Annotated in this window: 13 protein-coding genes; 3 read left to right on the top strand and 10 right to left on the bottom strand. The window is 65.9% G+C overall.

The genetic code is table 11. The annotated features are described in order from the left end of the window. Positions 1-19 precede the first annotated feature (19 nt). The 10 genes from QJT82_RS20060 to QJT82_RS20105 all read right to left on the bottom strand — a co-directional run bounded on the left by QJT82_RS20060 (position 20) and on the right by QJT82_RS20105 (position 9948). Positions 20-286 carry a hypothetical protein gene (locus QJT82_RS20060; RefSeq protein ID WP_018271956.1) on the bottom strand — a complete coding sequence of 89 codons (267 nt, stop codon included), beginning with the start codon at positions 284-286 and terminating at the stop codon, positions 20-22. Between the two features lie 1081 nt (positions 287-1367). Then, positions 1368-1790 (bottom strand): hypothetical protein, encoded by a 423-nt coding sequence (locus QJT82_RS20065; protein ID WP_155258521.1) that lies wholly within the window; start codon positions 1788-1790, stop codon positions 1368-1370. 30 nt (positions 1791-1820) lie between these two features. Beyond that, positions 1821-3308, bottom strand: a complete 1488-nt coding sequence (gene gatB, locus QJT82_RS20070; RefSeq protein ID WP_016843985.1) for an Asp-tRNA(Asn)/Glu-tRNA(Gln) amidotransferase subunit GatB — start codon at positions 3306-3308, stop codon at positions 1821-1823. 247 nt (positions 3309-3555) lie between these two features. Then, positions 3556-4917, bottom strand: coding sequence for a patatin-like phospholipase family protein (locus QJT82_RS20075; protein WP_028340998.1), 1362 nt, complete (start codon positions 4915-4917; stop codon positions 3556-3558). Between the two features lie 156 nt (positions 4918-5073). Next, positions 5074-5364 (bottom strand): hypothetical protein, encoded by a 291-nt coding sequence (locus QJT82_RS20080; RefSeq protein ID WP_028340999.1) that lies wholly within the window; start codon positions 5362-5364, stop codon positions 5074-5076. Positions 5365-5367: 3 nt separating this feature from the next. After that, a complete protein-coding gene (gatA, locus tag QJT82_RS20085) occupies positions 5368-6843 on the bottom strand; it encodes an Asp-tRNA(Asn)/Glu-tRNA(Gln) amidotransferase subunit GatA (RefSeq protein ID WP_028341000.1) in 1476 nt (491 codons plus the stop codon). Next, on the bottom strand, positions 6840-7082 hold the full coding sequence (locus QJT82_RS20090; protein ID WP_028341001.1) for a hypothetical protein: 243 nt from the start codon (positions 7080-7082) through the stop codon (positions 6840-6842). The genes gatA and QJT82_RS20090 overlap by 4 nt, the downstream gene beginning before the upstream one ends. Before the next feature lie 78 nt (positions 7083-7160). Then, positions 7161-7448: an Asp-tRNA(Asn)/Glu-tRNA(Gln) amidotransferase subunit GatC gene (gene gatC, locus QJT82_RS20095; protein WP_016843980.1), complete on the bottom strand. Its 288-nt coding sequence runs from the start codon at positions 7446-7448 to the stop codon at positions 7161-7163. A gap of 361 nt (positions 7449-7809) precedes the next feature. Beyond that, complete coding sequence (locus tag QJT82_RS20100; RefSeq protein ID WP_264641799.1) at positions 7810-8889, bottom strand: nitronate monooxygenase family protein; 1080 nt, start codon at positions 8887-8889, stop codon at positions 7810-7812. An 18-nt stretch (positions 8890-8907) separates the two neighbouring features. Next, positions 8908-9948 carry a nitronate monooxygenase gene (locus QJT82_RS20105; protein ID WP_080686762.1) on the bottom strand — a complete coding sequence of 347 codons (1041 nt, stop codon included), beginning with the start codon at positions 9946-9948 and terminating at the stop codon, positions 8908-8910. Positions 9949-10006: 58 nt separating this feature from the next. Here QJT82_RS20105 and QJT82_RS20110 point away from each other — a divergent pair, with 58 nt between their 5' ends. From QJT82_RS20110 to QJT82_RS20120, 3 genes are all read left to right on the top strand, one after another. After that, a complete protein-coding gene (locus tag QJT82_RS20110) occupies positions 10007-10897 on the top strand; it encodes a LysR family transcriptional regulator (RefSeq protein ID WP_028341004.1) in 891 nt (296 codons plus the stop codon). Positions 10898-10972: 75 nt separating this feature from the next. Continuing rightward, the gene (gene ruvX / locus QJT82_RS20115) at positions 10973-11455 is read left to right on the top strand and encodes a Holliday junction resolvase RuvX (protein ID WP_028341005.1); all 483 of its coding nucleotides are present in this window, start codon (positions 10973-10975) and stop codon (positions 11453-11455) included. Positions 11456-11457: 2 nt separating this feature from the next. Beyond that, a complete protein-coding gene (locus QJT82_RS20120) occupies positions 11458-12384 on the top strand; it encodes an AEC family transporter (protein ID WP_028341006.1) in 927 nt (308 codons plus the stop codon).

A 12384-nucleotide genomic window follows, 5' to 3' on the forward strand; every position in this document is an offset into this window, starting at 1 on the left:
CCCATCGATATCGGTTGGCTTAGTGCGTCGTCATCCAGGCGCGGGCTTCACGCTGGGCAGCCGCGATCTCGACATCGGACATCTGCTCGGCGACTTCGCGGCGGTGCGCGATCGCGTCAGTACGTCCCTTGAGCGCCGCCAGGTTGAACCATTTGTGCGCCGCGATGAGGTTGACCACACCGGAGCGGCCGCTCGCCCAATACATGCCACGTTCGAACAGCACGTCCTGGATTGCCGTTGCGGCAACCGGGACAGCGCTTTCCTGATCGATGACCCCCTGAAACATTCTCATTCCCCTTTTTGTTGTTGGCCGCCCTCCCCCGAGCGCGGCCCCCGCCCACTGTTAAAACTACCCTGTCATTCCCCGGGCTGATCTCTTGATCATGCCCCGCGCCGATCCTTGGGATCACCGCGTGCCGGTTACCGGCTTGTTGGGATGATCATGGCCCATCAAATTTGAAGAGCGGTTTAAGTATCGCGATGAACGGGATGTAAATCGGCACCGTCAGCGGCGCCTCCAGGAATCGCAGAAGTGCCTGCGCCGCAGGCACTTCCTTGCATTCGTGAACGCCGGTTTACCCTGGTGCTTGGGACAACGATAACCATGGCGGACATTGGCCGCGGGCGCCGGCAGGTCTGCCAGGCAATCAGGTTCGAAATTGACGGAGGGGTAGCGCGACCAACGGTCGAGCCGCGGAACGGCGCGCGGTCGGGTGCAGAGACAAAAGCAACGCGAGGCCGTCAGGCCCGACGTCGATCCGGAACGGGGATGGGGAAAGTGGCTGCCGGGCGCGGACTGCGCGGGCCGCCGGAACGAGGGGGTCGGCGAACACGTCAGGACCAGATTTCAGCTCGGCATTCTCGCCGGTGAAATTGCGGAACCAAGCGGGCTCCGCACCGAACGAAGAAATCTCTGTTTCTTCTGCCGGACCGGTTTTGGGAAGGTTGCCCTCTCCGAAATTCGATCCAGCCGTTTGACCTGATGTCTCGCCGACACCCTCTTTCGTCAGCCAGAGCCTTGGGGGTGGGATGTGCCTTTCAGCAGTCCGTCCGCTGGCTCTCGCGACGTGCCGGCGTCAAGCCGCCGGCAATCCTCTCAAGGCGAGAGGCTTACTTCTTCTTGGCGACCTTGCGGGTCTTCTTCGCAGTCTTCTTCACTGCGCTCTTCGCCTTCTTCGCCTTCTTCGCCTTCTTTGCCTTCTTAGCCATGTTGCCCTCCAGTATGTGAGATGGCTCTTACTTCGCTGCGTGCACTCGGGAATCGATATGCACTACTTCCCGAATACACCAACAGACCGAAAAAAACAGTGTCCCGCTTAAGGAAGTGTTGACGCAGCGCTGGCAGTGCGCACCGTGCGCGCCGCCGTTCAAATCGACGCGTCATTCGCGCGACGATGCAAGAAACGCAACGGCCGCCGACATCGGCATTTGTCAACGTTGCAGGAAACGCCTTCTGTTGTAGGCTTTTCTTGAATTCGCATTCGAGCGATCGACGCGCGACCGTCATTGCGTTGAGTCGCGAGCGCCGACGAAAAGCGGCGCGTCGCCGACGCCGAGTCGTAATTTTTGGCAACGAAAAAATTTTCGTGGGTAAGACGGGTTTTGCCTCGTTTGAGGTCATCCGAACCGGATTTGCGAACGAATCGCGGCTTCGGCGATTCGGCGCCGATGGCGCCGGCGCGCCGTGAACGGAGGGTGTGAGGCAGGATCACGCCGCGTTCACGCGCGCGCGACGACGCCGGAGGTGACGGCAAGGAAGCATGCAAGGGAGCATGATCCGGCTGGATCATGCGCCAAGGACAACATCGTTGTCCTGTTGTTCAGATGCCGAGCTTCGACTTCAAGAGGTCGTTGACCGCCTGCGGGTTCGCCTTGCCGCCCGACGACTTCATCACCTGGCCGACGAACCAGCCGACCAGTTGCGGCTTCGCCTTCGCCTGCTCGACCTTGTCGGGATTGGCCGCGATGATGTCGTCGACCACCTTCTCGATCGCGCCGAGGTCGGTGACCTGCTTCATGCCGCGCGCCTCGACGAGCGCGCGCGGATCGCCGCCTTCCTGCCAGACGATCTCGAACAAGTCCTTGGCGATCTTGCCGGAAATCGTTCCCTCGCCGATCAGGTCGACGATCGCGGCGAGTTGCTCCGCCGACACCGGCGAGGCTGCGATCTCGACGCCTTCCTTGTTGAGGCGACCGAACAGTTCGTTGATCACCCAGTTGGCGGCGAGCTTGCCGTCGCGCGCCTTGTCGGCAAGACCTGACAGCACCGTCTCGTAGAACTCCGCGCTCTCGCGCTCGGCAACCAGCACGCTCGCATCATAGGGCGACAGGCCGAAGCCCGTAATAAAACGGGACTTCTTCTCGTCCGGCAGTTCCGGCAGCTGCGCCTTGAGATCGTCGACGAAGGCCTGGCTGAACTCGAGCGGCAACAGATCGGGATCGGGGAAGTAACGGTAGTCGTGCGCCTCTTCCTTGGAGCGCATCGAACGGGTCTCGCCCTTGTTCGGGTCGAACAGCCGGGTTTCCTGGTCGATCGAGCCGCCGTCCTCGATGATCTCGATCTGACGCCGTGCCTCGTACTCGATCGCCTGGCCGATGAAGTTGACCGAGTTCATGTTCTTGATTTCGCAGCGGGTGCCGAACGCGGTCTCGCCGTAACGGCGCACCGAGACGTTGACGTCGGCGCGCAAATTGCCCTTCTCCATGTCGCCGTCGCAGGTGCCGAGGTAGCGCAGGATCGAGCGCAGCTTGGTGACGTAGGCCTTGGCCTGCTCGGCGTCGCGGATGTCTGGCTTGGAGACGATCTCCATCAGCGCGACGCCGCAACGGTTGAGGTCGACATAGGACATCGTCGGAGACTGATCGTGCAGCAACTTGCCGGCGTCCTGCTCCAGGTGCAACCGCTCGATCCCGATCGTGACGCTGCGGCCGCCGTCGAGCTCGAGCGACACCTCGCCCTCGCCCACGATCGGCGACTTGTACTGGCTGATCTGGTAGCCCTGCGGCGAGTCCGGATAGAAGTAGTTCTTGCGGTCGAACACCGAGCGCAGGTTGATCTTCGCATTCAGCCCGAGACCGGTGCGCACCGCCTGGCGGACGCACTCCTCATTGATCACGGGCAACATGCCCGGCATCGCGGCATCGACCAGCGAGACATGGGAATTGGGCTCGCCGCCGAACGCGGTCGATGCGCCGGAGAACAGCTTTGCGTTCGAGGTGACCTGGGCATGGATCTCCATGCCGATCACGACCTCCCAATCGCCGGTGGCGCTCTTGATCAGCTTGTGCGGGGCGGCAGATGCGGTCATGGATCTCGGTTTCCGGATAAAGGATATCTGGGATGGATTGGGCTTCGCGCAACCGATCGCGCCAGTCAAGCCGCCTTGCACCTATGGACCCCCTCATGGTGAGGAGCGCGGAACGCGCGTCTCGAACCATGAGGCCCCGCCGGCGGCCTACATCCTTCGAGACGCTTGCTTCGCAAGCTCCTCCAGCGACAAAGGCGAAGCCTTTGCGCGGGGATGAGGATAGACGGTGTCGATGGGCGGCCGAAATCTAGAGCCCGCGCCGGAACTGCTGGTACGCCTTGCTCGAGCGCAGCGCGTCGGCGCCGCCCGCGATCAGCTGGTCGACCTGCTCCGGCGGCAGCGACAGCCGCGTCGGGATGGCGTTCAGGATGCCGGCGCGGTCCGGCCCGAGCCGGTCGAAGCCGAGCCGCTCGACATAGATCGCGACGTCGCCGCATTTCCAGCCGGCGCCGACGCCGAGCCGGCTGCGCTCCGCCGCCGACAGCCCGCAGCGCCAGCGCTTCAGCTTGCCGGACCAGTCCTCGGCGAGCGCCGTGAAGGCGGCGTAGCTGGAGCGCACGCTGGCATCGATCGCGGTGTCGGCGGCTGCGGACACCAGTTCGACGCCGCTCGGCCCTTCGAGCGTCTGCACGAAGTCGCCGGAGATGCCGCGGCCGGCGTCGACCACCAGGAACAGGATGCGCTTTAGCTTGGCCGCTTGCCGTTCGTTCAGCGGCTCATAGGGCCGTTGCGCGGCGAGCAAGCCGATGCTCAGTCCCGACAGGCCGTAATTGTCGACGAGGCCGCCATCGAGCAGCTTGACGTAGCGCATCGAGCCGTCGCGGTAATGCGCCTGGGCCTCGGCGTAGGCGCGCAGCAACGGCTGTGCGTTCGGATCGTTGCGCACCCGCTCGAGCCAGGCCGGCAGCGGCGCGGCGCAACCGCCGGGATAGGTTTGCAGCACGATCGGGGCGAATGCCAGCGGCACCGCGGCCGATGCCGCCACCGCTTCGGCGACACGATACGATCTGATGTCGCTGCACAAGGCGTCGAACGATGTCTTGCCGTACACGAACGGCGTGCGGTTGTAGATATCAGACGCGTTGATCCAGACCCGCGGCCGGCGATCGTCGGCCAATGCATCGAACCGCGCGCCGTCGAACAAATTCTGATCGAGCCAATCGGTGAACTGGCTGTCGTTGACGCCGCCGCCGAGCGCGCGCCCGATATTGCCGAGCGAGATCCGGGTCTTCAGTCCCTCCTCGGCGTTGCGCAGCAGGAAGCGCTGGCGGAAATCGTCGAGCGCCGCGCGGCGCTTCAATCCGAAATAGGCGGCGGTGACCGATCCGCCGGAGACGCCGGAGACGAAGTCGACGCGGTCGAGCAGCGTCTTCGTGCCCGCCGCGCTCGACCGCGTATGGTCAAGCTCCTCCAGCACGCCGAAGGAAAACGCCGCCGCGCGGGTGCCGCCGCCGGAGAACGATAGCGCGAGCAGCAGATCATCTTCGTAGGCCGGAATGTCGCGGGCGCTGCTGTTGTCGGCGAGCGCGGCGCCGAGCGGTACGTTGCCGGGCAGATTGTAGACGGAGGCGCAGCCGGCAAGGCCCGCCGCCACCACGGCCACCAGCATTGCTGACAGCCATCCCCCTATGCCCGACCCACGCACGAATACTCTCTTTTGCCGCTGGCCCCCGCCCGGTTCCATTAGCCTATCACGGCCAATCTGGGCGGCGGCATGGCGGCCGAAACAGGGTTAATGCTCGCGGTGCCTCCGCACCGGCGTCCTTTAGCCGCGCTGCGCCAGCAGCGTGGCAACGATCCGCTCCCACTCGGCTTCGAGCGTATCCTTTGCGACCGGCTGGCCGGCCTGGCGATACCAGTAGCCGGCGTTGCCGAGATCGCCCTCGACGCGATGCAGATAAGCATGCACCCAGGCCGAATTGGCGTCGCCCTCATCCTGCGCGATGCGGTGCGCCTGGTCCCAATCGCCCTTCTTCGCCCACCACAACGCGGCGAGCGGCGGCGACAGCGCCGCATCGGGCGCGGCGTCAGCGAGACTGGCGCGGAAATCCGCCATCGCTCACCACCATTTGGGCGCCGTGAAGCGGCCCGTCGCCTGCTCGATCACCTCGCCGAGCGAGAACAGCGTCTCCTCGTCGAACGGACGGCCGATCAGTTGCAGGCCGAGCGGCAGGCCTTGCGAGTCCTTGCCGGCGGGCACGGCGATGCCCGGCAGGCCCGCCATGTTCACAGTCACGGTGAAGATGTCGTTGAGATACATCTCGACCGGATCGGCGCCGCCCTTCTCGCCGATGCCGAACGCCGCCGACGGCGTCGCCGGCGTCAGGATCGCATTCACGCCCTTGGCGAAGCAGTCCTCGAAGTCCTTCTTGATCAGCGTCCGCACCTTCTGCGCACGCAGATAATAGGCGTCGTAGTAACCGGCCGACAGCACATAGGTGCCGATCAGCACGCGGCGGCGCACCTCGTCGCCAAAACCATCGGCGCGGGTGTTCTCGTACATCTCGATGATGTTCCTGCCCGGTTCGCGCAGCCCGTAGCGCACGCCGTCATAGCGCGCGAGGTTCGACGAGGCCTCGGCCGGCGCCACGATGTAATAGGCCGGCAGTGCATATTTGGTGTGCGGCAGCGACACCTCGACGAGTTCGGCGCCGGCGGCCTTCAGCCACTGCGCGCCCTCGCTCCAGAGCTTTTCGATCTCGGCCGGCATGCCGTCGAGCCGATATTCCTTGGGAATGCCGATCTTCATGCCCTTCACGGACTTGCCGATCGCGGCCTCGTAATCCGGCACGGCGATGTCGACCGACGTGGTGTCCTTGGGATCGTGCCCCGCCATCGAGCGCATCAGGATCGCGGCATCGCGCGTCGAGCGCGCGATCGGGCCGGCCTGGTCGAGCGAGGACGCAAAGGCGACGATGCCCCAGCGCGAGCAGCGGCCATAGGTCGGCTTGATGCCGACGGTTGCGGTGAACGCGGCGGGCTGGCGGATCGAGCCGCCGGTGTCGGTCGCGGTCGCGCCCATGCAGAGAGCCGCCGCCACCGCCGAAGCCGAGCCGCCGGACGAGCCGCCCGGCACCAGCGTGGTGTTGGAGCCCTCGCGCCGCCACGGGTTGGTGACCGGGCCGAAGCACGAGGTCTCGTTCGACGAGCCCATCGCGAACTCGTCATTGTTGAGTTTGCCGAGCAGCACCGCGCCGTCGCGCCAGAGCTGCGAGGTCACCGTCGACTCGTAGGGGGGAATGAAATTGCCGAGGATCTTCGAGCACGCCGTGGTCCTGATGTCGCGGGTCGCGAACAGGTCCTTGATGCCGAGCGGGATGCCGGCGAGCGGTCCGCCCTCGCCTTTTGCAATTTTCGCGTCGGCGGCCCTCGCCATCTCGCGGGCGCGGTCGGGCGTTTCGAGCACATAGGCATTGAGCACGCGCGCGGCTTCGATGGCGGCGAGATGCGCATCGGTCAGTTCGCGAGCGGTGAAAGACTTGCTCGCCAGGCCCTCGCGGGCCTCGGCGATCGTCAGCGATGTCAAATCAGTCATTTATTGATCGGGCTGCAGAAGAACGGAGACAGGGTCTTGTCGTTGGCGGGGTCGTCTTGGCGTGCCAGGTTATTTGCCTTGGCGTTTTCCTTGGCGCGCTCGGCGTCGAGCGCCTCGAGATGGTCGAGCACGGCGTCCATCGCGGCGTTGGGATCGGCGACCTTCCCCTTGCGCTCCATGGCATCGAGGAAGTCCATATAGGCCTTGTAGGCCTTCTCATCGTCGCACAGCAGACACATTGGGTTTTGTCGCTTTTGTTTGACGCGTTTCCTTCACGCGAACCGGGATCCACTTCGCTCGAAAACGCCTTGCTTGCGTTACTCGACCACCTTCGGCACCAGGAAGAAGTCGTTCACGGTGTCGGGCGCGTTGCGGACGATGACGTCGGCGATCTCACCATCATTGACCACGTCGGCGCGCTTCCTCATCTCCATCGGCGTCACCGAGGTCATCGGCTCGACGCCGTCGATATTCACTTCCGACAGCTGCTCGACAAAGGCCAACATCGCGTTCAGCTCGCCCTGGAGATGGGGAACTTCGGCGTCGCTGACCGCGATCCGCGCCAGATGCGCGATGCGGCGGACGGTCGTGGCGTCTACGGACATTATATAGGGCCTCGGGGCTGAAAGGTCAGCCTGCCGTATAGCAGAGGCCGGTTTTGCGCCGCAACCGCGCGAATTTGCCCGCCCAATGGGGCTTTGGAGCCCATCCGTCGACCGGGCAAGACATCCTGCCACGCATTCCGGCTGCGAAACGCACGATGAAACCACTTCGCGGCCGCCGCGAAGTCGTCCCGAAACATTCACGGCGCCTACTTGACCCAAACAAAAAGTTCGGAGCGCGTCATGTCAATGCTCAACGGCAGCCCCCGCCCGGAGGGCTGGGACCCCGCCCTCTGGTCGATCGGCACGGCGCTGGGGGTCGCGATCCTCTACGTGGCATGTCTGGTCTGAAAGAGCTGGCGCGTCAGGCCTGAGACAGAGCCCCCATCCGCGCCAGCGCGGCACCCGCCAGCGCGCGGGTCAACTCGGCCGCCGGCATTTCCTTGCCCATCCGCACCGCCTGCCCGGCCCACAGATTGGTGAAATCGACCTTGCCCTGCTTTTCGGCAGCCGCCTTCAGCGGTCCGAGGGCGGTCGCGGCGTGCGGGAACGCCGGCGCATCCGGCGAGATCGGCCCGACCTCGCGCATCACGCGGTTGGCGACGCCGCGCGCCGGGCGGCCGGTCATCACATTGGTGATGACCGTCGATTCGTCGCTCGCCTGCGCCAGCGCGATACGGGCTTGCGCCGTCACCTTGGACTCCGGACAGCGCAGATAGGCCGAGCCGACCTGCACGCCGGAGGCGCCGAGCGCGAATGCCGCTGCGATCCCGCGTCCGTCGGCAATGCCGCCGGCCGCGACAACCGGCACCTTCACCGCATCCACCACCTGCGGCAGCAGCGAGAACGTGCCCGGCTGCTCGGCGATGTTGTCGGTCAGGAACATGCCGCGATGGCCGCCGGCATCGGCGCCCTGCGCGATGATGACGTCGGCACCGTTCTCCTCGAGCCAGATCGCCTCCTTCACCGTCGTCGCCGACGACATCACGGTGGCGCCGGTGGCTTTCACCCGCTGCAACAGGTTTGCCTCAGGCAGGCCGAAATGGAAGCTGACGACCTCAGGCTTCAACTCTTCGACCACCGCGCAGAACGCCGTATCGAACGGCGCGCGGTTCGCCGCATTGATCGCCGCATTCGGATCGAGGCCGCGCTCGCGGTAATACGGCGCCAGCCGCTGCCGCCAGTTCGCCTCGCGCGCCGGATCGGCGTCGACCGCCTTGTGGCAGAAGAAGTTGAGGTTGACCGGCGCTGAGACGCGCTGGCGAATGATGTTGACCTGCTCGCGCGCCTTCTCGGCCGACAGCATCGCGCACGGCAGCGAGCCGAGCCCACCGCCCTGCGCCACCGCAATCACCAGCTCCGCATCCATCACGCCGGCCATCGGCGCCAGCACGATCGGGAATTCGGTCTTGAAGCGATCGATCAATCGACGGTCAGGCCACATGGTGTGCCTCGCACTTGTTCAGGTCAAAGAGGAAAGAGAGTTGCGCCGGCCCTGCAGCGACTGCTCGGCCTCGGCGACGATGCGACCGACGATCTCGGTCGCCGGAACGATATCATGGATCAGGCCGACGGACTCGCCGGCAAACACCGCGGCGACATCGAAATTAGCCGCGGCCTTCGCGGCGGCATACTCCACCGCGACCTCATCCGCGCGCTGCATCAGTTCGATCTCGCGCCCGCTCCAGCGCCGCAAATGATCGTTGGCAAGCGACCGCGCGGTGAACGGCGCCGGCCACATCAGCTTGCGCGACCAGTCGAACACCACGCCGCGCACCGTCTCGCCGCTCTTTGCCGCACAGATCAGCTGCTTGGCCTGCTCGGCCGCGTCGGCCTCAACGCTGGCGTAGAAGCGCGTTCCCATCAGCACGCCGGATGCGCCGAGCATCATCATCGCCGCGAGGCCCCGGCCGTCCGCGATGCCGCCGGCCGCGACCACAGGCACGCGCCCCGCCGCGAAATCGATGATCGCCGGCACGATGTCGAGCGTGGTGCGCGATGCGCCGTGACCGCCCGCCTCCGTGCCCTGCGCGATCAGGATGTCGGCGCCGCAATCGAGCGCTTGCTGTGCCATGTCCTCGCTCTGCACCTGGCAGATCAGCAGCGCGCCTGCGGCCTTGATCTTCGGCGCGAATGGCGCGGGATCGCCGAATGACAGCATCACCGCGCGCGGCCGCGCATCCAGCGCGATGTCGATCAGCTCGGGCTGCCTGGCGAGGCTCCAGGTGATGAAGCCGATGCCGAACGGCTTTGCAAAACCCTTCACCTTCGCGGTCTCGGTCTGCAGCCGCGTCTTGTCGCCGTAGCCGCCGCCCAGAATGCCGAAGCCGCCGGCATCGCTGACCGCCTTGACCAGCGCGCTGCCGGCAATCGTGTCCATCGGCGCGAGCAGGATCGGATGCTCGATGCCCAGACGTGCCGTCAATTCGGTGCTGATCGGCATGCGCTTGCTCCCTGTTCTGGACTTGCTGTTCTGGACTTGCAGCCTAAGCGGGCTTAACATTCTGTGAAAATGAATACTAGAGAACGCTACCATCTCTAAAACGAAACGGTGGTCCCCGATGGAATTGACCGACCTGCTCACCTTTTCCACCGTCGCCCGGCTCGGCGGCATCACCCGGGCCGCCGACGAGCTGAACACCGTGCAGTCCAACGTCACCCAGCGCATCAAGGCGCTGGAGGCCGAGATCGGCACGGCGCTGTTCGAGCGCCACAGCCGCGGCATGTCGCTGACCGGCGCCGGCCGTCGCCTGTTGCCGTATGCGCAGCGCATGGCGGCGCTGTCGCGCGAAGCCGTGCTCGCCGCGCGCGACGATGGCGAGCCGAAGGGTCCGTTGTCGATCGGCTCGATGGAAACCACCGCCGCGGTGCGGCTGCCAACGCTGCTCGCCGAGTTTCATCGCCGTTATCCGGCGGTGCGCCTGACCTTGCGCACCGCGCCGACCGCGGACCTCGTGGCCGCCGTGCTCGACGGCTCGCTCGATGGCGCCTTTGTCGCCGGTCCGATCGAGCATGCCGAACTGTCGGCGACATCGGCCTTCACCGAGGAACTGGTGCTGGTCACCGCGCAGCGCTGGAAATCGCTGGCCGCCTTGCGCGCCGGCACGCCAGAGTCGGGCCCGACCGCGCTGGTGTTCCGCACCGGCTGCACTTACCGGCAGCGCCTCGAACAGGTGTTCACCGAGTTCGGCTGGCCATCGGCCGTCCGCTTCGAGTTCGGTACGCTCGACGGCATGGTCGGCTGCGTCGCCGCCGACATGGGCGTCACCCTGCTGCCGCGCGCCGTCGTCGAACGCGATCACGTCCAGCGCGACATCAACATCCACAAGCTCAACCCGCAGCATGCGCATGTCGAGACGCTGTTCATCCAGCGCCGCACGGCGCATCAGTACAGCGCCTTGCAGGGGCTGGCCGCGTGCCTTCCCGGCGACGACCGTGTGATCGCCGCCTGACCGGCGTTTTCGCATGGACGCCTGCCCGCAGCCGGGCTTTGCCTCGGCGCGCGGCTGCGTGCTAATCGCAAGGGCATGCCCGCCCCCATCCTTCCCTTGATCGAAGCTGCGCCGCACTGGCCCGAGCGCGGCGCGCTTGTCGGCCTCGACCTCGGCACCAAGACCATCGGGGTCGCCGCCTCCGATCCCGACCGGCGGCTCGCCACCGGCGTCGAGACCATCCAGCGCAAGCAGTTCAAGGTCGACGCGGCGCGGCTGCTCGCGATCGCCGCCGAACGCAATGCCGTCGGCTTCGTGCTCGGCCTGCCGATCAACATGGACGGCAGCGAAGGTCCGCGCGCGCAATCGACCCGGGCCTTTGCCCGCAACCTCGCCGGCCTCACCGCGCTTGCGATCGGGCTGTGGGACGAGCGGCTCTCGACCGCGGCGGTCGAGCGCGAGTTGATCGGGATGGACGTCAGCCGCGCCCGGCGCGCCGAGGTGATCGACGAGCACGCCGCGATCTTTATCCTGCAGGGCGCGCTGGACCGGCTCGCGAAGCTGCGCGGGGAACGCTGACCGTGGCCGTGGTGATCGCGGCGCTGCTGCCGGTGTTCCTCTTGATCGTGCTCGGCTTCGTCCTGAAACGCACGCTGATGCCGCTCGATACGCAATGGCACGGGCTGGAGCGGCTGACCTATTACGTGCTGTTCCCGGTGCTCCTGGTGCAGACCCTGGTGAAGGCTGACCTGACCACGGTGCCAGTCGCTGGCGTCGGCGGCGCACTGCTGCTCGCGGCGCTGGTGATGTCGCTGTTCTGTCTCGCGCTGCGCGGCCCGCTGGCGCGCGCCGGGGTCGACGGCCCCGCCTTCACCTCGATCTTCCAGGGCGCGACCCGCTGGCAGACCTATGTCGCGCTGTCGGTGTCGCGCAATCTCTATGGCAGCACAGGCCTTGCCCTGGCTTCGGTCGCGATGGTCGCGATCATCCCGCTGGTCAATGTGTTCAGCGTCGCCGTGCTGGCGAAATATGCCTCGTCCGAGAAGCGTTCGACCGGCGCCATCGTGATGACTGTCGTGCAGAACCCGCTGATCTGGGCCTGCGTCATCGGGCTCGTCATCAATGTCGCGCACATCCCGCTGCCGCAGATCTGGCATGACGTCGCCGACGCGCTCGGCGGCTCGTCGCTGGCGATCGGCCTGCTCGTCACCGGGGCCGGGCTGCATCTGGAAGGCATCTTCCGGCCCAGCCTCGCCGCGAGCATCGCGCTGGTGCTGAAACTCGTGCTGATGCCCGTCCTGACCGTCGCGCTCGCGGTGTGGTTCGGCGTTACCGGGTCCAATCTCGCCATCGTCGCAGCCTGCGCCGCGGTGCCGACCTCGCCGTCAGCCTATGTGCTGGCGCGCCAGATGGGTGGCGACGCGCCACTGCTCGCCCAGATCATCACGCTGCAGACGATTTTGGCTGCGATCACGATGCCGATCGTGATCGCCGCGGTCGGGCCCTAG

It is taken from the genome of Bradyrhizobium sp. Mp19 (assembly GCF_029952935.1).
Lineage (GTDB): Bacteria > Pseudomonadota > Alphaproteobacteria > Rhizobiales > Xanthobacteraceae > Bradyrhizobium > Bradyrhizobium elkanii.